Source organism: Kitasatospora sp. NPDC059146 (assembly GCF_042786665.1).
In the GTDB taxonomy this organism is placed as follows: Bacteria; Actinomycetota; Actinomycetes; order Streptomycetales; family Streptomycetaceae; genus Kitasatospora.
Genome location: NZ_JBHZCY010000124.1, coordinates 1 through 18,402, shown reverse-complemented (window position 1 = coordinate 18,402; position 18,402 = coordinate 1). Strand labels below are relative to the sequence as shown.

The 18,402-nt window shown below is 71.7% G+C and carries 13 protein-coding genes, 1 rRNA gene, 1 pseudogene and 1 riboswitch; of the genes and pseudogenes, 2 read left to right on the top strand and 13 right to left on the bottom strand.

The window, feature by feature from the left end:
* Nucleotides 1-132 precede the first annotated feature (132 nt).
* Entirely contained in the window at nucleotides 133-3,033 is a 2,901-nt protein-coding gene (gene gcvP, locus ACFXPX_RS35280) for an aminomethyl-transferring glycine dehydrogenase (protein WP_380402120.1), read from the bottom strand.
* A gap of 236 nt (nucleotides 3,034-3,269) precedes the next feature.
* A riboswitch (glycine riboswitch) is annotated at nucleotides 3,270-3,373 on the bottom strand.
* A gap of 223 nt (nucleotides 3,374-3,596) precedes the next feature.
* Between gcvP and ACFXPX_RS35275 the strand changes: the two genes are divergently transcribed.
* Together ACFXPX_RS35275 and ACFXPX_RS35270 are read left to right on the top strand one after the other, a co-directional pair.
* On the top strand, nucleotides 3,597-4,712 hold the full coding sequence (locus ACFXPX_RS35275) for a PRC and DUF2382 domain-containing protein (protein ID WP_380644504.1): 1,116 nt from the start codon (nucleotides 3,597-3,599) through the stop codon (nucleotides 4,710-4,712).
* Nucleotides 4,713-4,883: 171 nt separating this feature from the next.
* Nucleotides 4,884-6,374: an MFS transporter gene (locus ACFXPX_RS35270; protein ID WP_380402126.1), complete on the top strand. Its 1,491-nt coding sequence runs from the start codon at nucleotides 4,884-4,886 to the stop codon at nucleotides 6,372-6,374.
* A gap of 192 nt (nucleotides 6,375-6,566) precedes the next feature.
* Here ACFXPX_RS35270 and ACFXPX_RS35265 read toward each other — a convergent pair whose 3' ends face one another.
* The 12 genes and pseudogenes from ACFXPX_RS35265 to rrf all read right to left on the bottom strand — a co-directional run.
* Nucleotides 6,567-7,958: a DNA polymerase IV gene (locus ACFXPX_RS35265; protein WP_380402129.1), complete on the bottom strand. Its 1,392-nt coding sequence runs from the start codon at nucleotides 7,956-7,958 to the stop codon at nucleotides 6,567-6,569.
* A 90-nt stretch (nucleotides 7,959-8,048) separates the two neighbouring features.
* Nucleotides 8,049-8,771, bottom strand: a complete 723-nt coding sequence (locus ACFXPX_RS35260) for a vancomycin high temperature exclusion protein (RefSeq protein ID WP_380644503.1) — start codon at nucleotides 8,769-8,771, stop codon at nucleotides 8,049-8,051.
* A gap of 97 nt (nucleotides 8,772-8,868) precedes the next feature.
* Nucleotides 8,869-9,513, bottom strand: coding sequence for a MerR family transcriptional regulator (locus tag ACFXPX_RS35255; protein ID WP_380528703.1), 645 nt, complete (start codon nucleotides 9,511-9,513; stop codon nucleotides 8,869-8,871).
* A 230-nt stretch (nucleotides 9,514-9,743) separates the two neighbouring features.
* Nucleotides 9,744-10,220 carry a bifunctional nuclease family protein gene (locus tag ACFXPX_RS35250; protein WP_375893581.1) on the bottom strand — a complete coding sequence of 159 codons (477 nt, stop codon included), beginning with the start codon at nucleotides 10,218-10,220 and terminating at the stop codon, nucleotides 9,744-9,746.
* Nucleotides 10,221-10,318: 98 nt separating this feature from the next.
* The gene (locus ACFXPX_RS35245; RefSeq protein ID WP_375893682.1) at nucleotides 10,319-11,011 is read right to left on the bottom strand and encodes a MerR family transcriptional regulator; all 693 of its coding nucleotides are present in this window, start codon (nucleotides 11,009-11,011) and stop codon (nucleotides 10,319-10,321) included.
* 182 nt (nucleotides 11,012-11,193) lie between these two features.
* Nucleotides 11,194-11,736: an FHA domain-containing protein gene (locus ACFXPX_RS35240; protein ID WP_360242294.1), complete on the bottom strand. Its 543-nt coding sequence runs from the start codon at nucleotides 11,734-11,736 to the stop codon at nucleotides 11,194-11,196.
* Nucleotides 11,737-12,298: 562 nt separating this feature from the next.
* Nucleotides 12,299-13,174 carry a DUF881 domain-containing protein gene (locus ACFXPX_RS35235; protein ID WP_380595134.1) on the bottom strand — a complete coding sequence of 292 codons (876 nt, stop codon included), beginning with the start codon at nucleotides 13,172-13,174 and terminating at the stop codon, nucleotides 12,299-12,301.
* Between the two features lie 220 nt (nucleotides 13,175-13,394).
* Nucleotides 13,395-13,727 carry a small basic family protein gene (locus tag ACFXPX_RS35230; RefSeq protein ID WP_030062488.1) on the bottom strand — a complete coding sequence of 111 codons (333 nt, stop codon included), beginning with the start codon at nucleotides 13,725-13,727 and terminating at the stop codon, nucleotides 13,395-13,397.
* A 185-nt stretch (nucleotides 13,728-13,912) separates the two neighbouring features.
* Nucleotides 13,913-14,749, bottom strand: a pseudogene (locus ACFXPX_RS35225) (DUF881 domain-containing protein); the annotation flags it as partial.
* Nucleotides 14,750-14,982: 233 nt separating this feature from the next.
* On the bottom strand, nucleotides 14,983-17,478 hold the full coding sequence (locus ACFXPX_RS35220; protein WP_380644502.1) for a sugar phosphate nucleotidyltransferase: 2,496 nt from the start codon (nucleotides 17,476-17,478) through the stop codon (nucleotides 14,983-14,985).
* A 124-nt stretch (nucleotides 17,479-17,602) separates the two neighbouring features.
* On the bottom strand, nucleotides 17,603-18,223 hold the full coding sequence (locus ACFXPX_RS35215) for a CDP-alcohol phosphatidyltransferase family protein (protein ID WP_380644501.1): 621 nt from the start codon (nucleotides 18,221-18,223) through the stop codon (nucleotides 17,603-17,605).
* Between the two features lie 96 nt (nucleotides 18,224-18,319).
* Nucleotides 18,320-18,402: ribosomal RNA gene (gene rrf / locus ACFXPX_RS35210) — 5S ribosomal RNA — on the bottom strand; the annotation flags it as partial.

Genomic DNA, 18,402 nt, shown 5'->3' with positions numbered 1-18,402 from the left:
ACGCCGCCCCGCCGCCCGCGCCGCCACGGCCCGAGCCCACGCGGTAACCCGTCCGACACCCGGACAGCACACAAGGGCAGGGCCCCGGCAGAAACGTTCTGCCGGGGCCCTGCCTTGTTCCTGCGCGGTCGATCAGACGCCGTACTCGTCCAGCGGCGGGCAGGAGCAGACCAGGTTGCGGTCGCCGTACGCGCCGTCGATCCGGCTCACCGGCGGCCAGTACTTGTCCGCCGGGTTCACGCCCGCCGGGAAGACCGCCTCCTGCCGCGAGTAGCCGTGCGCCCAGTCGCCGGCCAGCACGGCGGCGGTGTGCGGGGCGTTGCGCAGCGGGTTGTCGTCGGCCGCCCACTCGCCCGAGCCGACCTTGTCGATCTCGCCGCGGATCTCGATCATCGCGTCGCAGAACCGGTCGATCTCGTGCAGGTCCTCGGACTCGGTCGGCTCGATCATCAGCGTGCCGGCCACCGGGAAGGACATCGTCGGCGCGTGGAAGCCGTAGTCGATCAGGCGCTTGGCGATGTCGTCCACCGTCACGCCCGTCTCCTTGGTCAGCGGGCGCAGGTCGATGATGCACTCGTGCGCGACCAGCCCGCCCGGGCCGGTGTAGAGCACCGGGAAGTGCGGCGCGAGGCGCTTGGCGATGTAGTTGGCGTTCAGCACGGCGACCTGGGTCGCGTGCTTGAGGCCCTCGCCGCCCATCAGCCGGACGTACGCCCAGGAGATCGGCAGGATCGCCGCCGAGCCCCACGGCGCGGCCGAGATCGGGCCGACGCCGGTGGCCGGGCCGGCCTCCTCCTGGAGCGGGTGGTTCGGCAGGTACGGCGCCAGGTGGGCGCGCACCGCGACCGGGCCGACGCCCGGGCCGCCGCCGCCGTGCGGGATGCAGAAGGTCTTGTGCAGGTTCAGGTGCGAGACGTCCGCGCCGAACTTGCCCGGCTTGGCCAGGCCGACCAGGGCGTTCAGGTTGGCGCCGTCGACGTACACCTGGCCGCCGGCCTCGTGCACCAGGGCGCAGATGTCGGTGATCTGGGTCTCGTACACGCCGTGGGTCGACGGGTAGGTGACCATCAGCACCGACAGGTTGTCGCGGTGCTGCTCGATCTTGGCCTTGAGGTCCTCGACGTCCACGTCGCCGTCGACCAGGGTCTTCACCACGACCACGCGCATGCCGGCCATCACCGCGGAGGCGGCGTTGGTGCCGTGCGCCGAGGACGGGATCAGGCAGACGTCGCGCTGGGCGTCACCGTTGGCGTGGTGGTAGGCCCGGACGGCCAGCAGGCCGGCCAGCTCGCCCTGGGAGCCGGCGTTCGGCTGGATCGAGACGGCGTCGTAGCCGGTGACCTCGACGAGCTGCTGCTCCAGCTGGCGGATCAGGGTCAGGTAGCCCGCGGCCTGGTCGACCGGCGCGAAGGGGTGCAGCTGGCCGAACTCCGGCCAGGTCACCGCCTCCATCTCGGTGGTGGCGTTGAGCTTCATGGTGCAGGAGCCCAGCGGGATCATGCCGCGGTCCAGCGCGTAGTCCCGGTCCGAGAGGCGGCGCAGGTAGCGCAGCATGGCGGTCTCCGAGCGGTGGCTGTGGAAGACCGGGTGGGTCAGGTACTCGTCCTCGCGCAGCAGCGCGGCCGGCAGCGCGTCGGCGGCCTCGGCGACCTCGACCGCGGGGACGCCGAACGCGGCCCAGACGCCGGCCAGGTGCTCGCGGGTGGTGGTCTCGTCGGCGGAGACCGAGATCCGGTCCTCGCCGTCCTGGAACACGTTGATGCCGTTGGCGCGGGCGGCGGCGGCGATCTCGGCGGCGCGGCCCGGGACGACGGCGGTGACGGTGTCGAAGAACTCGCCGTGCAGCAGCTCGACGCCGCCGGCCCGCAGGCCCTCGGCGAGGGCGGCGGCGTAGCGGTGGGTGCGGCGGGCGATGTCGGCCAGGCCGTCCGGGCCGTGGTAGACGGCGTACATCGAGGCCATCACGGCGAGCAGCACCTGGGCGGTGCAGATGTTGCTGGTGGCCTTCTCGCGGCGGATGTGCTGCTCGCGGGTCTGCAGGGCCAGGCGGTAGGCGCGGTTGCCGTCGGCGTCGACGGAGACGCCGACCAGGCGGCCGGGCAGCGAGCGGGCGTACTCGGCGCGCACCGAGAGGTAGCCGGCGTGCGGGCCGCCGAAGCCCATCGGGACGCCGAAGCGCTGCGAGGTGCCGCAGGCGATGTCGGCGCCCAGCGCGCCCGGGGACTTGAGCAGGGTCAGCGCCAGGAGGTCGGCGGCGACGGCGACGATCGCGCCCAGGCCGTGCGCCTGCTCGATCACCGCGGTGAGGTCGCGGACCACGCCGGTGGCGCCCGGGTACTGCAGCAGCACGCCGAAGACGCCGCGCTCGGCGATCTCGGCCGGGATGCCCTCGGACAGGTCGGCGACGACGACCTCGACGCCGGTCGGCACGGCGCGGGTGTTGATCACCGCGACGGTCTGCGGCAGGGTCTCGGCGTCGACCAGGAAGACGCCGCCCTTGACCTTGGTGACGCGGCGGGCCAGCGCCATCGCCTCGGCGGCCGCGGTGCCCTCGTCCAGCAGCGAGGAGCCGGAGGTGGGCAGACCGGTCAGGTCGGAGACCAGGGTCTGGAAGTTGAGCAGGGCCTCCAGGCGGCCCTGCGAGATCTCCGGCTGGTACGGGGTGTACGCGGTGTACCAGGCCGGGTTCTCCATGACGTTGCGCAGGATCACCGGCGGGGTGAAGGTGCCGTAGTAGCCCAGGCCGATCATCGGCTGGAGCACCTGGTTGCGGCCGGCCAGCTCGCGCAGCTCGGCGAGGACCTGCGCCTCGCTGCGGCCGGCGGGCAGGTCCAGGGCGGTGATGGAGCGGATCGCCTCGGGAACGGCGGTGGCGGCGAGCTCGTCCAGCGAGCCGTAGCCGACGGAGGCCAGCATCTTCTCCTGCGCGGCGGCGTCGGGGCCGATGTGGCGGTTCTCGAAGGGGCTGGCCAGCTCAAGCTCGGTGAGGGTCGAGGCGCTGGTGGGGCGTCCCGCGTTCGGCTGGGCGTTCATGGTGGTCGAGGCCTCCTGGTCACGGACCGGCGGGGGTACGCACGCCGGCCGGTCGCGCCGCTGCGGACAGCGGACCGACCTGGGCGGGCGGACCCGAAAGGCCTCCCCCTCTGTCATCGGGACCTGAGAGCTTCGCCCGCACGCCGCGCGATGGCGCGCCGTCGGCTTGCACCGTCGGTGAGGGTGGTGATCGTCGGCTCCCGCGCCGGCGGTCCTGCCCTGCTTTCCAGAGTGACCTATCCCGCACGGTACGGATGCCTGAGAGATTCCGGGGAGGAGTTGCTCCTTCGGCGCCCCGACCAGCGGTTTTCACTGTCGGGGACTCTCCCGAGCGGGCTCGGCGGTCGCGGCCCAGGGTACCAGCGGGAGGGCTTCCGATCACGGGTGCGTCCGGTCACTCCGGGTCTACGCGCGTCCCCCGGACGGCCCAGCGCGAAGCCCGTCCGGCGCACCCCGGTCGCGCGCGTCCGATTGATGGCTTTTGGTGTGAAGTGGCGGACGGGACGGGTGCTCCGGCCGCCTCACCTGCGGGAGTTCCGCAGGCGCAGCGCTTGGAGGAAAGAGTGCAGACCGACATCGACCCCAGGGACCTCATCGGCCACAAGGCGGTCGACCGCAACGGGGACAAGATCGGCACGGTGGACGAGGTGTACCTGGACGACGCCACCGGGCATCCGGAGTGGGCGGCCGTCCGCACCGGCATCTTCGGCCGGGACGCCTTCGTCCCGCTCACCACGAGCGAGTTCTCCGGCGAGGAGCTCCGGGTGCCGTACGACAAGTCGCTGGTGAAGGACTCGCCGGACTTCGGCGTGGGCCAGCACCTGTCGCCGGCCCAGGAGCTCCAGCTCTACCGCTACTACGGCCTCGACACCCCCGCGGACGGCCGTCCGGCCACCACGGAGCCCGCCCGGGACGACCGGCCGGACCTCGACTTCGGCACCACCACGGCCGCCGCGGCCGCCAAGCCGATCGCCTTCCACTCCCCCGACCCCGACCCCGCCCCGGCCGCGACCGCGACCGCGACGGGCACGACCACCATGACCAGCACCGGCACGACACACACCAGCACCGACACCGCCACGGAGGCCCACGTGCGGACCCTCAGCACCCCCGCACCGATCGCCAACGGCACCGTCCTCGCGCCGGCCGCCGCCCACCTGGCCGAGCCGAAGCCGCAGCCCGCCGCGACCACCCCGGCCGCGAACGGCACCGCCGCCTCCTCGGCCCCCAGCGGCCCGGTCGAGATCACCTGCCGCGAGGAGCGGCTGGACATCACCACCAAGTGGCACGTGCTGGGCACCGCGAAGCTGCGCAAGTACGTGACCAGCGAGCAGGTCGAGCGCCGCGTCCCGGTGGTCCGCGAGCGGGTCCGGGTGGAGCGGATGCCGGTCGGCGAGGCCGAGCTGGCCTCGCTGACCGAGAAGGAGATCGACGAGGCGGTCGAGGAGGTGACCCTCCGTGAGGAGCGGCCGGTGGTCCGCAAGTACCTCGCCCCGATCGAGCGGGTCCGCCTGGTGGTGGAGCGCTACACGGAGGAGGAGGTGGTCCGGGACGAGCTCCGCCGCGAGCACGTCGAGGTCCACGACGACACGGCCGCCACCGCACCGGCCGAGGCGGGCGAGGCGCTCGTCCACGCGGCCGACGGCCCCCGGCCCGCCGCCCTGCGCCCGCTGGCCTGACCTCCCCGATCTCCGCCCGTTCCACGAGGGCCCCGGACTCCGGTCCGGGGCCCTCGTGTTGCGCCGTAGTTCCCCACTTTGCCAAACCTTAACCACTCGATATTTGACATCATGAACTATCCACCCGCACAGTTACTTGAGTTCATTCACTATGTACGGGAGGAAGCAACCGTGAGTGAGGCACCACAGCCCACCACTGCGGCCGAGAAGCAGAGCAACGCCCGGGTCCTGCCGGCCCTCATCCTGGCGATGCTGTCCTTCAGCGTGGTGCAGACCGCGGTCGTCCCGATCCTGCCGTCGCTGGCCAAGGAACTGGACGTCTCCGGGTCGAACATCACCTGGCTGATGACCGCCAACCTGCTGTCCGCGGCCGTGTTGACTCCCCTGCTGGGCCGCTTCGGCGACCTCCGGGGCCGCAAGCCCATGCTGCTGATCTCGCTGGCCGGCCTGATCGCCGGTTCGGCGCTGGCCGTCTGCACCCACTCCTTCACCTGGCTGATCGTCGCCCGCGTCCTCCAGGGCGCCGGCGGTGGCGTGATGCCGCTGGCGATCAGCATCGTCCGTGACGAGCTGCCCAAGCAGAAGGTGACCGGCGGCGTCGCCGCCATCAGCGCCTCGATGGGCGTCGGCTCCGGCCTCGGCCTGGTCGCGACCGGCCTGCTGCTGGAGCACTGGAACTACAAGTCGATCTTCTGGATGGGCCTGGCCTTCGGCCTGCTCGCCATCGCCCTGGTCGCCTTCCGGGTCCCGACCGACCCGGTGACCGACAAGGAGGGCGGCGCCGACCCGCTCGGCGCGCTCACCCTGGCCGGTTGGCTCTCCGCCCTGCTGGTCGCGGTCAGCCAGGGCAACCACTGGGGCTGGACCTCCACCAAGACCCTCGGCCTGTTCGCCGTCGCCGCGGTGGTCGCCCTGATCTGGGGCGTCATCGAGACCAAGGTCGCCCACCCGCTGGTGGACCTCAAGATGATGGGCCGCCCGGCCGTCGCCTTCACCAACCTGGCCGGCCTGCTGATCGGCTTCGGCATGTACGGCTCGTTCATGGTCATCAGCAACTTCGCCCAGACCCCGGAGAAGCTGGCCCACTACGGCTTCACCGCGACCGTGCTGCACGCCGGCGTGATGCTGCTGCCGTCCGCGATCGGCTCGATGGTCGCCGCCCCGATCGGCGCCCTGATGATCGCCCGCCGCGGCCCGCGCCTGCCGCTGGTCCTCGGTGGCGTCCTCGGCGCGATCGCGATGGCCTACCTGGCCCTGCGGCACAGCGCCGAGGGCGACATCTACACCGCTTCCGCGATCTTCGGCCTCGGTATCGGTCTCGCCTTCGCCGCGATGCCCGCCTTCATCAACGGCGCCGTCCCGGTCGAGCAGAGCGGCATCGCCAACGGCATGAACTCCGTGCTGCGCACCGTCGGTGGCGCGATCGGCACCGCCGTGATGACCGCCATCCTGACCGGCGACACCATGAAGCTCCCGATCAAGATCCCGGTGCTGCTGCCCACCCTGGACGCCTACAAGCACGCGTTCTGGGTCACGGCCGTCGTCTGCGTCATCGCCGGCGTCGTCCCCTTCCTGATCCGCACCACCAAGCCGGCCGTCACCGTCGCCGGCGGCGCGGCCCGGCAGGACTCCAGCCCCGAGCTGGCCAAGACCGACGCCTGACGAGGCGTCCGGCCCGCGCGTTCAGGGACAGGACGCACGGGCCCGGGCCTCAGCCCGGTCGCGAGGGCATCGCGACCGTCCGGGGCCCGGCACGGTATGCGGCCCCACCCGGTACTTCCTACCGGGTGGGGCCGTTCCGCGTTCCCGGGCCGCTACCGCGCCCGCCCGCCTCGGGCACCGTCCCTCAGCCCCCTACGCCTCAGCCCCGTCCGCGTCCGGCTCCTCCGGCTGCCGCAGCGGCAGCGGCCGGGCCGGCTCCAGCGCCGGATCGTCCACCGCGAAGGTCCGCACCCGGCCCGGCCCGCTCCACGGCGTCTCGAACCGCACCGTCACCCGCCCCACTCCGCTGCCCTGGACCCACCCCGGCCCCAGCTCGGCGTGCCGGACGTCCTGTCCGGGCATCCAGCGCCGCACCACGACCTCCTCCGGCTCCTCCTCGGCCACCGCCGCCTCGGCCACCTCGGCGTGCTCCGCCGCCTCCTCCCGCAGCGCCTGCGCGAAGAGGTCCTCCTGGGTGTAGTCGGCCAGTTGGGCCACGCCCACCCCGAGCAGCCGCACCCCGCCGGTGATGTCCACCTGCTCGGCGAGGCGCCGGGCCGTCGCCGTGATCACCGCAGCGTCGTCGGTGGGCCCGCCCAGGGTCTCCGAGCGGGTCAGCGTCGAGAAGTCGAACCGCCGCACCTTGAGCACCACCGTCCGGCCCGAGCGCCCGGCCGAGCGCAGCCGCCGGACGCAGCGCCCGGCGAGCGCCTCCACCTCCCGCAGCACCCGGTCCCGGTCGGCCAGGTCCACCTCGTAGGTGTCCTCCACCGAGACGGACTTGGCATCCTGGTCGGCCACCACCGGCCGGTCGTCCAGCCCTGTCGACATGTGGAAGATCCCGGTGCCGTGCGCCCGCCCGAGCAGCTGGACCAGCTCCGCCTCCCCCGCCTCCGCGAGGTCCGCCACCGTGCTCAACCCGGCCCGGCGCAGCACCTGCTCGGTGGCCGGCCCGATCCCGGGCAGCGCCCGGACCGGCATCGGGCCGAGCACGGCCCGCTCCTGCCCCGGCTCGACCAGCACCAGCCCGTCCGGCTTGGCCTGCTCGGAGGCGATCTTCGCCATCAGCTTGGAGCCCGCCGCCCCCACCGAACCGGTCAGCCCGGTGAGCCGCTGGATGTCCGCCCTGAGGTCCTCCGCCAGGGCCAGCACCAGCCGCTCCCCGGTCTCGTGGTCCGCCTCCGACAGCACCGGGCCGTACGGACCGGCCATCAGGTCGACGAAGGCCTCGTCCAGGCTCAACGGCTGCACCAGCGGCGACAGTTGGCGCAGCAGTCCCATCACGATCTCGCTGTTCTGCCGGTACGCCTCGAACCGCCCGGACAGGAAGGCCGCGTTGGGGCACAGCCGCCGCGCCTGGGCCATCGGCATCGCCGAGTGCACCCCGAACCGCCGCGCCTCGTACGAGGCCGTGGAGACCACCCCGCGCCCGCCGAGCCCGCCGACGACCACCGGCTTCCCGCGCAGGCTCGGCTTGGCCGCCTGCTCCACCGCCGCGAAGAAGGCGTCCATGTCGAGGTGGATGATGCTCGGCAGAGATCGCACCCGCCGATCATCGCGCACGGGTCCGACAGTGCGTACGAACCCGGCCGAGGTCCCGGCCGACGCCTGGCGCCCGCCCGCCCACGCCCCCGGCTACTGCTTCGCGGCCTCCGCCAGCGCCTTCGGGATGCCGTCCTCCTTGGGCCCGAGGAACGCCGGGTCCGGCCGCAGCCAGACGTTCACCGCCGCCTTGCCCGCCCCGGCGACCTCCCGCAGCCCGCCGTACAGCCAGGTGGTGTCGTGCGGTTCCGGCACGCCGACCGCGTACGAGCGGATCCCCGCCGCCTCGCACAGCGCCAGCGCCCGACGGACGTGGAAGTCCTGGCTGACCAGCACCGCGCGGTCCACCCCGAAGATCCGGTGCGCCCTGGTGCAGGAGTTCCAGGTGTCGAAGCCCGCGTAGTCCCGCACCACCCGGTCCCCGGGGACGCCGTGCTCGGTCAGGTAGCGGTACATCGCGTCCGGCTCGTCGTACTCGATCCGCCCGTTGTCCCCGGTCACCAGGATGGCCTTGACCTTGCCCTCCCGGTACAGGTCCAGTGCCGCCACCAGCCGGTGCTCCAGGTACGGCGACGGCTTGCCCTGGTCCAGCCCGGCGCCGAAGACCACCGCCACCGGAGCCGAGGGCGCGCTCTCCACCGTGCCCACCCGGTCACCCGCCCCGACCCACAGCCAGGCGCTGGGCGCCAGCGCGAGCGAGCAGAGCAGCGTCGTCGCCTGGAAGACCCTGCGCTGCGTACGGCGCTCCCGCAGCCGCGCCCGCACCCCGCCGGCCCGACGCCGCAGCAACTCCGATATCCCGGTGCCGACCTTCACGTGCCCCTCCCTCGATCGTTTCACCAGGCAACACGACGAGGCCGTGGGCCGGAACGGTTCCCCGTTCCTGCCCACGGCCCCGTGGAAGTGCTGCCGGTCAGACCGCCCGGTTGCGCCGCTGCGCCAGTTCGTCCGCCGGATCGTCACCGACCAGCGTCTCACCGGTGTCGGTCCGCTCCGCGTGCAGCCGCCCGAGGGTCGACTCCAGCTCCCGCCAGACCGCTCCGACCGCGATGCCGAACACGCCCTGACCGCCCTTCAACAGGTCGACCACCTGCTGCGGCGTGGTGCACTCGTACACCGTCGCACCGTCGGACATCAGCGTCAGCCCGGCCAGGTCGGCCTGCTCGGCCGCCTGCAGATGGGCGACGGCCACCCGGATGTTCTGCAATGAGACGCCGGCGTCGAGCAGCCGCTTGACGATCTTCAACAGCAGCACGTCGCGGAAGCTGTAGAGGCGCTGACTGGTCGCCGGGTACGCCGTGCGGACGCTGGGCTCCAACAACCCGGTGCGGGCCCAGTAGTCCAGCTGGCGGTACGTGATGCCGGCCGCCGCACAGGCCGTCGGGCCGCGGAAGCCGACCAGTTCGGACGTCGGGGCCAGCCGCTCGATCGCGGGCTGGCCCGGCTGCACGGCCGGGAACCTGCTCATCCTGGGCAGGTCCGACACGGTGCGAGCGGTGCGCGGCACGTGCACGGAGCACAGGCCTCCCACGGCCGCGTCATCGCCGGTGCTGCTCATGCCTACCTCCGTCCACTCGTGCTGCGGGCAACCGACTGCGGGCATCGGCCACCCGGACAGCCACTCCTGACGGTAGGCAGTCCCCTATGACCCGTCAACGATCGCCACGCCGGGCCAGACAAACCACATCACTCAGGAGAGTGGTTTTTCGTGCCCCTAGTGTGGGTAGGTGGACGGATTTTGGCAAAACGGCATGCAAAAGGGCTGACCAGCCCCGTCCGCCGTTCGCCCTACTGCGGGCCGCCGCCCCCGAAGTCCTCGGGCGACACCTGGTCGAGGAACTCGCGGAACTTCTCGACCTCGTCCTCCTGCTCGTCCGGGATCGCGATGCCCGCCTCCGCGAGCACCTCCTCGCTCCCGTAGATCGGCGTGCCGGTGCGCAGGGCCAGCGCTATCGCGTCGGACGGCCGGGCGCTCACCTCGACCCCGCCGGTGAAGACCAGCTCGGCGTAGAACACGCCCTCCCGCAGGTCGGTGATCCGGACCTCGGTGAGCTGCTGGCCGAGCGCTTCCAGGACGTCCTTGAACAGGTCGTGCGTCAGCGGGCGCACCGGAGTCATGCCCTGCTGGGCGAAGGCGATCGCGGTCGCCTCGCCGGGGCCGATCCAGATCGGCAGGTATCGATCTCCCCCGACCTCCCGGAGCAGCACGATCGGCTGGTTGGAAGGCATCTCCACCCGGACACCCACGACGTCGAGCTCATTCACACAGGCAACCCTATGGCTCCGACCCCGGATATGAAAGCGCAGGGCCGACGCCGCTGGTCAGCGCGGTGCACCGGGCCCGCGGAGGGCGTCCCCACGGTCTAGGACCGGGGCCGCAGACCGGCCTGGACCATGGCCGCGTGCAGCCGTACGGACAGCGTGGCCAGCTCCCGCGCGGTGGCCTCCGCGTGCGCCCGGGTCTGCGGGTTCCGGTGCCGGCGCAGCGGCGCCACCACCTGCTCCACCAAGGCGATCTCGCGGTCCGCCGCCGCCTTCATCGCCCTCAGGTGCCGCGGCTCCAGCCCGTACCGGCCGAGTTCGGCCACCAGCCGGGCCACCTGGAGCGCCTCCCCGTCGTACCCGCCGTCCGGACCCGGCATGACCAGCCCGTACGCCTCCCACTCGGCCAGTTCGGGCTCCCCCGCCCCGGCGGCGGCCAGCAGTTCGGCCCGCCCCAGCCGGACCCCGGACGCGACCTCGGCCGAGGCCACCAGCTCGCGGTCGGCCTCCTCCAGCGGGCCGGGCCGGGCGTCGGCGGCCGGCAGCGCGGGCGGGGCCTCACCGCGCTCGATCGCGTCCAGGTGCTCGCGGATCACCCGCAGCGGCAGGTAGTGGTCCCGCTGCATCCGCAGGACGTAGGCCAGCCGCTCCACGTCGGCGGGGCTGAACTTGCGGTACCCCGAGGGGGTGCGCTGCGGCTCGACCAGCCCCTCCGCCTCCAGGAAGCGGATCTTGGAGATGGTCACCTCGGGGAAGTCGTCGCGCAGGAAGGCCAGCACCGCGCCGATGCTCAGCAGTTCGTCACCGCCGCGCCGGCGGCCGGCGGGCCGGTCCGGACGGACCGGCTGCCTGGGGGCCGCGACCACCCCGCGCCCGCCGCGGTCCGCCTGCGGACCGGACGACGACGCAGGGTTGGCCGCCCCGAGAGAAGAGGAAGGAGTATTCGTATTCACTCGGGCTCCCGCCGACGTTGGTTTCAGTACCCCCGGTTGTGGCCGGCGAAGAACACCAGCCGGTACTTCCCGATCTGCACCTCGTCGCCGTTGTTCAGCGGCACCTCGTCGATCCGCTCCCGGTTGACGTAGGTGCCGTTCAGGCTGCCCACGTCCGCGACGCTGAATCCGGCCGGGGTGCGGCGGAACTCCACGTGGCGGCGGGAGACCGTGACGTCGTCCAGGAAGATGTCACCCTGCGGGTGACGCCCCGCCGTGGTGACGTCCGAGTCCAGCAGGAACCGGCTGCCCGAGTTCGGACCGCGCTGGACGATCAGCAGCGCCGAGCCCGGCGGCAGCGCGTCGATCGCCGACAGCACCTCGGCCGACAGCGCCGGCGTGGTCCCGGTGCCGGTGGTGGCGGAGGGGTCGTAGGACTCCAGCCCGGAGATCGAGATCGTCGAGGTGGTCTCCGCCGCCCCCTCCGGCAGCAGGCCGCCGCGCAGCGCCGTACCGCAGTTGGAACAGAAGCGGGCCGCGGCCGGGTTCTGGTTGCCGCACCTGGGGCACGGAGTGGGGCCAGCCATGTTCACAGCCTCCTGGCGCGGCACACCCGACGGGTTGTGCCCGGCGTACGGGTCCGGGGCAAACCCTCCACCAGAGGTTGAGGGTCCTGACGGGAAACCTATGCGCGGGTCGCCGGAGGGGTCAACCGACGCGCCGTAGCCCGCCGGATTCCCGGCGTACTGCGCGGCACCGTCCCGGTACAGCTGCTGACCGGCGTACTGACCGGCCTCGGGGGCGGGGCGCATGCCCGGCACCGCGGGCTCGTCCTCCGACCGGCGGTGCCGGGCGGTCGGCGCCTCGACGGCGGCCGCGTCGCGGCCCTTGTTGCGACCGAACAACTTCGAGAAGAAACTCACGGGCGAATCCCCTTGCGTGTGACAGACCCGCCCGCGGGGCAGGGTGAGAACCTCGGACAGGCTGCGGGCCCGGTTGCGGCTCGGGCCTGCTGGAGTGGTACTCCGACGTGTGGTGTTGCGGTTGGTGCTACGGAGCGTACTGGTGCGAACCAGTCTCCCCCACGCGACGACGACACCCCGCACCGGGTGCCGCGGGCCCGTGACGGGCCGTTCGTCGAGCGCCCCGTCACTTCGAAGCCGGCTTGGCGTACTGCGGCGTCTTCAGATCCACCAGGGCGTCCACGACCACCTTCTGCTGCTGGGTGATCGTCGCCCGCGCCTGGTGGCTCTCCAGGGTGCGCACGACGCCCCCCGGGATGTTCAGCGCGGGCGTCAGGTCCTGCGGGTTCCCCACGACGGTGAACCGATAGGGCTGCGAGACCTTCTTCCCGTCGATCTGCACCCCACCGCCCGACAGGTCGGTGAAGTAGGTGTTGACCACCACGCGCACATCGTTGATCTGAATCGCCTCCGCCCCCGCCGCTCGAAGTTCCTGCAGGGTGTCCAGCAGCATATCCGCCTTCACCTGCCCTTGGGGGTCATCGACCGTGAGGACGATGCCCGGACCAGTGGCTTTGACCGTACCGGCCAGCACACCCAGTTCGGTCATCTTCTTCCTGGTCTGCTCCTGGGCCTCCTTGGCCTGGTTGGAGCTGTTCTCCAACTTGCCCAGGGACTGCTCGAGCTCGGCCTTCTCCTGTTGCAGACGCTGCTGACGGCTGTCCAGTTCGTCGAGGATCCGGACCAGGTCCTCCTGGCGGGCCCCGCGCAGCTGGTTGTGGTGGTCGTTGGTCGACCGCACCTGGATCGCCAGCCCCAGCCCGAGCGAGAACAGCAGCAGCGCCACCACCAGCTGCCCGCGCGACAGCCGCGGCGGCCAGACCGCCGCCTTCAACCGCCGCCGACCGGCGTTCCGGTCCCCGGCGGGCGGCTCCTCGGCGGCCTCCGACTCCTCGACGGCCGCCGGCTCCGCTGCTTCCGACGGCTCGTCGGTGCCGGCCTCGGCCTCGGCCTCGACGGGCGTCTTCGTCAGCCGCACCGGCGACGGCGGCGCCGCGGACACGGTCTCAAGCTCAGCCTCAGCGTCAGACTTCTCCGACTCCCCCGCAGCTCCGGGCTCGTCCCGGCCGGCCCCGGCCACCGCCGAGGCCTCCTCGACGGCCTTCCCCGGCGACTCCTCCGGAGCCTTCCCGGCCGCCTTCCCGCCCGGCTCCGCGACGGTCTCCTCGACCGCCGGCGCCGCTGCCTCCGCCGGCTCCTCCGCCGCCGCCCCGCGGCCCTGCTCAGGCACGGAAGACATGGCGCCGGATCGCGGCCGCGTTGGAGAAGATGCGGATGCCGAGGACGACGACCACACCCGTGGACAGCTGCGAACCGACACCCAGCTGGTCGCCCAGGAAGACGATCAGCGCGGCGACCACCACGTTCGACAGGAACGAGACGATGAAGACCTTGTCGTTGAAGATCCCGTCCAACATCGCCCGGACGCCGCCGAACACCGCGTCCAGCGCCGCCACCACCGCGATCGGCAGGTACGGCACGACGGCGTCGGGCACCTCGGGTTGGACGAAGAGCCCGACGACCACCCCGATCACGAGACCCAGTACGGCAATCACGGTCTAGCTGCTCCTGTCCCTGTGGTGGTCTTGGTCGATCCGCCGGACGGCCGCCGCTTCGGGGACGGCCCGGCACCGGGCGCGGACGGTGAAACGGACGCGGCGGGGCTCTCCGAGGTTCCCGGGACGCTCGTCGGCGTCCCGCTCTGACCGGCCGACGGACCGGCTGACGGGGACGCCGACGCGGACCCGGTCGGCGAGGCCTCGGGCGTGACGGGCTGGGCGCTCCGCAGCGACACGCCGACCGCCGCCGGCAGGGTCAGGCTCTTCTGGGTGGAGAGCGTCGACTTGATGCCGTACTTCTCCTCCAGCAGCCGCAGGTACTGCCCGGCCATGTCGTTCTCGAAGGCGGTGAGGAGCTTCGGCCCGTCCCCGATCGCCTGGATGTTGTACGGCGGCACGAGCGGCCGGTTGTCCACCAGCACGGCCTCACCGGCCGCCCGGATCGCGGACAGCGCGGTCAGCCGCTGGCCGTTGATCGAGACGGCCTCCGCCCCGGATCCCCACAGACCGTTCACCACCAGTTGCAGGTCCCGGTCGCGCAGCCGGCCGCTGTTGGAGAAGCCCTGCCCGGCCCGGGGGTCGACGTTGCCCCCGCCGCCGGTTCCGGCCGCGTCCTCCAGGACCAGCTTCACCCCGGGCCCGGTGACCTCCCCCAGCCCGACCTCACCGGTCAGGCCGCTGCTGCCGCCGTCCCCGGAGGCCAGCGCCTGCTGCTGGGTGTCGTCGACCTTGCGTCGCAGGTCCTGGACCTCCTTCTGCAGGCGGTCCGCCGAGCCGTTGCTGTCGTTGATCCGGTGGATCAGCGCGTCCCGTTCCTTGGCCAGCGTCGGTTCCGCCTTGTGCGCGTTCACCGCGCCGACGGTGACCACGGTTCCCACCAGCGCCAGTCCGGCGCCGAGCGTCAGCAGTCCGCGCAGCGTGCGGGGTATCCGGCTGTCGTGCTCACCGCCCCGGGCCGCGGCCGCCTCGGCGTAGCCCTCGTCCAGGCTGTGGTCCATCACGTTGGTCAGCAGGGACATCGAGGCGTCGGGGCGGTTGTACCGCCCGTTCGGAGCACTCGGCGTCGGCGTCGCTGGCATGCGGACCATCGTCCCACGACGGCGGAGGGCCCTGCGCACGGCCCCTGAGCTGCACACACGCCATACACATGGACGGAAAGCGACGGACCATTCCGAATGAGGTGAAAACGGACAACGGGGCGTGCGGATGGCTCCGCACGCCCCGCCGTTCAGGGGGCCGTCCGCTCAGGACGTCACCGCCCCGCGCCCTCCACCACCGCCGCCCACTCGTCCAGCAGGGCATCGGTGGCCTCGTCGTCCGGACCCTCGGCCCACAGGTGGGTGACCGCCTCGGCCGGATCCGGCAGCACCAGCGTCCAGCGCCCGTCCGCCTCGACGACCCGGACACCGTCCGTGGTGTCCAGCCGCCGGCTGCCGGCCGCCTCCACCACCGAACGCATCACCATGCCCTTCGCCGCCCACGGCGTCGCGATGTCCCGCCGCCGGATGTGCGCCTGCGGGATCCGCGCGTCGATCTGGCTCAGCGTGAGCTGGGTCCGCGCCACCAGGCCGACCAGCCGGACGAAGGCCGCGGCGCCGTCCAGCACCCCGCTGAACTCGGGCACCACGAAGCCGCCGCGCCCGTCCCCGCCGAACACCGTCCCCTCGGCGGCGGCCGCCTTCGCGAGGTCGTCCGGCGTGGTCGTGGTCCAGATGACCTGGGTCCCGTGGTACGCCGCGACCTGCTCGGCGATCCGGGTCGTGGTCACCGGCAGCGCCACCTGCCCGCTGCGCCGCTCCGCCGCGACCAGGTCCAGCAGCACCAGCAGCGCCCGGTCGTCGTCGATCACCCGACCGAGCTCGTCCACGAAGGCGACCCGCTCGCCGACCGGGTCGAACCTCACCCCGAAGGCCGCCCGCGAGGAGGCCACCAGCTCGCCGAGCCTGGCCAGCCCGGCCCGCCGGGTCTCCGCGTCCTCGGTCGGCCGCGCCTCGTCCAGCCCGCTGGAGACGGTCAGCGCCTCCACCCCGAGCCGGCCGAGGATGCTGGGCAGAACCAGCCCGGCACTGCCGTGCGCGGTGTCCACCACCACCTTCAACCCGGCCTCCCGGACCCCGGTGGTGTCCACCGCCCGCAGCAGGTTGCCCGCGTAGGAGTCGAAGACGCTGGACGGGAAGGTCAGGTCCCCGATCTCGCCCGGGAACGCCCTCCGGTACTCCTGACGTGCGTAGACCCGGTCGAGCTTGCGCTGCCCGGCCTGCGAGAGGTCCGCCCCGCGCTCGTCGAAGAAGAGGATGTCCAACGAGTCCGGCACACCCGGCGTGGTCCGCAGGAAGATCCCGCCCGCGCTCCCCCGCGCGGTGTGCTGCCGGGCCACCGGCATCGGCACGTTCTCCAGGTCGCGGACGTCGATCGCGGAGGTCTGCAGCGCCGAGATCATCGCCCGTTTGAGCGCACGGGCACCACGCGAGTGGTCACGCGCAATGGTGACGGTGGCCCCCTTCTTCAAGGTCGTGGCGTACGCGCCCGCCAGCCGCACGGCCAGCTCCGGGGTGATCTCGACGTTGAGGATGCCGGAGACGCCGCGGAGCCCGAAGAGGTGCTCCTGGCCGCGCGACTCCCAGATCACCGAGGTGTTGACGACGGCGCCGGCCTCGATGGTCTTGAACGGGTAGACCCGGACGTTGGCCCCGATGATCGACTCCTCGCCGATCAGGCACTCGTCCCCGATCACCGCGCCGTCCTCGATCCGCGCGGCCCGCATCACATCGGTGTTCTTGCCGACCACGCAGCCGCGCAGATTGCTCTGCGGTCCGACGTAGACGTTGTCGTGCACCACCGTCTTGTGCAGGAAGGCGCCGCGCTTGACCACCACGTTGCTGCCCAGCACGGTGTGCTCGCGGATCTCCACGCCGGCCTCGACCTTGGCGTAGTCCCCGATGTACAGCGGCCCGCGCAGCACCGCCTCCGGGTCCACCTCCGCCCCTTCGGCCACCCAGACGCCCGGCGAGATCTCGAAGCCGTCGAGCTCGACCTCGACCTTGCCCTCCAGGACGTCCGCCTGGGCCTTGCCGTAGCTCTCGTGGGTGCCCACGTCCTCCCAGTAGCCCTCGGCGACGTAGCCGTAGACCCGCTTGCCCTCCTTCAACAGCTGCGGGAAGACGTCACTCGACCAGTCCACGGACTCACCCGCGGCGACGTAGTCGAAGACCTCCGGCTCCATCACGTAGATACCGGTGTTCACCGTGTCGGAAAAGACCTGGCCCCAGGTCGGCTTCTCCAGGAAGCGCTCGACCCGGCCGTCCTCGTCGGTGATCGTGATTCCGAACTCCAGGGGATTCGGCACCCTGGTGAGACAGACCGTGACCAGTGCGTTCTTACTGCGGTGAAAGTCGATCAATTCGGAGAGATTGAAGTCGGTCAGCGCGTCACCGGAGATCACCAGAAAAGAGTCGTCCTTGAGCGCGTCCTCGGCGTTCTTGACACTCCCCGCGGTGCCTAGTGGCGTCTCCTCATGGGCATACGTGAGGTGCATGCCCAGTTCCTCGCCGTCACCGAAGTAGTTCTTGACGAGTGACGCCAGGAACTGCACGGTGACGACGGTGTCGGAGAGGCCGTGCCGCTTCAGCAGCCGAAGCACGTGCTCCATGATCGGCATATTCGCGACCGGAAGCAGCGGCTTCGGCATGCTGGAGGTCATCGGGCGGAGTCGGGTGCCCTCGCCCCCTGCCATTACTACGGCTTTCATTACGGGTGCGTCCTCCTTCGCGGTGGTGGACCTGCAGGTCCATCAAACCGTTCCAGAGGGTTCTCTACCCGGAAGGTATCGTCCGACGCACCGGGACGGCGTGGGACTTCTCTCAGATCACGTCTCAGACTGTGGACGCCGAGCCCGCGGGGCCCGCCTTGATGATCTGCCGCGCCTGCACCGCGTAAAGGATCGCCGACCACCAGTACAGCGTGGTCCCCCACCAGATGAAGGCCCAGCTCACCACCTCGGCCGGCCGCGCGATCCAGCTGTCGATGCCGCCGAGCAGGAGAAGCGGAAACGCGTACATCAGATTGAAGGTCGCGGCCTTGCCGAGGAAACTCGTCTGGAGCGGCCCGTAACCGTGCCGGTTCAGAATGGGCAGCAACGAGGCGATGAAGACCTCACGGGCCAGCAGAATCGCCGTCACCCACCACGGCAGGAACTCACGCCACGTCAATCCGACGAGCGTGGACAGCACATAGAGCCGGTCGGCCAGCGGATCCAGCAGCTGCCCCACCCGGCTGATCTGCCCCCACCGCCTGGCGAGCTTTCCGTCCAGGTAGTCGCTGATTCCGCTGAGCATCAGGATCAGCAGCGCCCACCCGTCGTTCGTCGGCCCGCCGAAGACGGGCCACAGAATGAGCCAGAGAAAAACCGGAACGCCGACCAGCCGGCCCATGCTCAGCAGGTTGGGGATGGTGAGGACGCGATCGGTCTGGACCCGCGTCTCCTGGACCTCCACCCGGGTCCTCCTGTCCTGTGTCACGACAATGCACGTTGACCCTACAACAGAAAAGCCCCCGCCCGGTTCACCCGGCGGGGGCTCTTCTGAATGATTGTTCGGCGGCGTCCTACTCTCCCACAGGGTCCCCCCTGCAGTACCATCGGCGCTGTGAGGCTTAGCTTCCGGGTTCGGAATGT

Coding starts and splice junctions, on each gene's coding strand:
- ACFXPX_RS35255 (WP_380528703.1), bottom strand. CDS start 9,513: ATGAGCAGCACCGGCGATGACGCGGCCGTGGGAGGCCTGTGCTCCGTG.
- ACFXPX_RS35240 (WP_360242294.1), bottom strand. CDS start 11,736: ATGGCTGGCCCCACTCCGTGCCCCAGGTGCGGCAACCAGAACCCGGCC.
- ACFXPX_RS35220 (WP_380644502.1), bottom strand. CDS start 17,478: ATGAAAGCCGTAGTAATGGCAGGGGGCGAGGGCACCCGACTCCGCCCG.
- gcvP (WP_380402120.1), bottom strand. CDS start 3,033: ATGAACGCCCAGCCGAACGCGGGACGCCCCACCAGCGCCTCGACCCTC.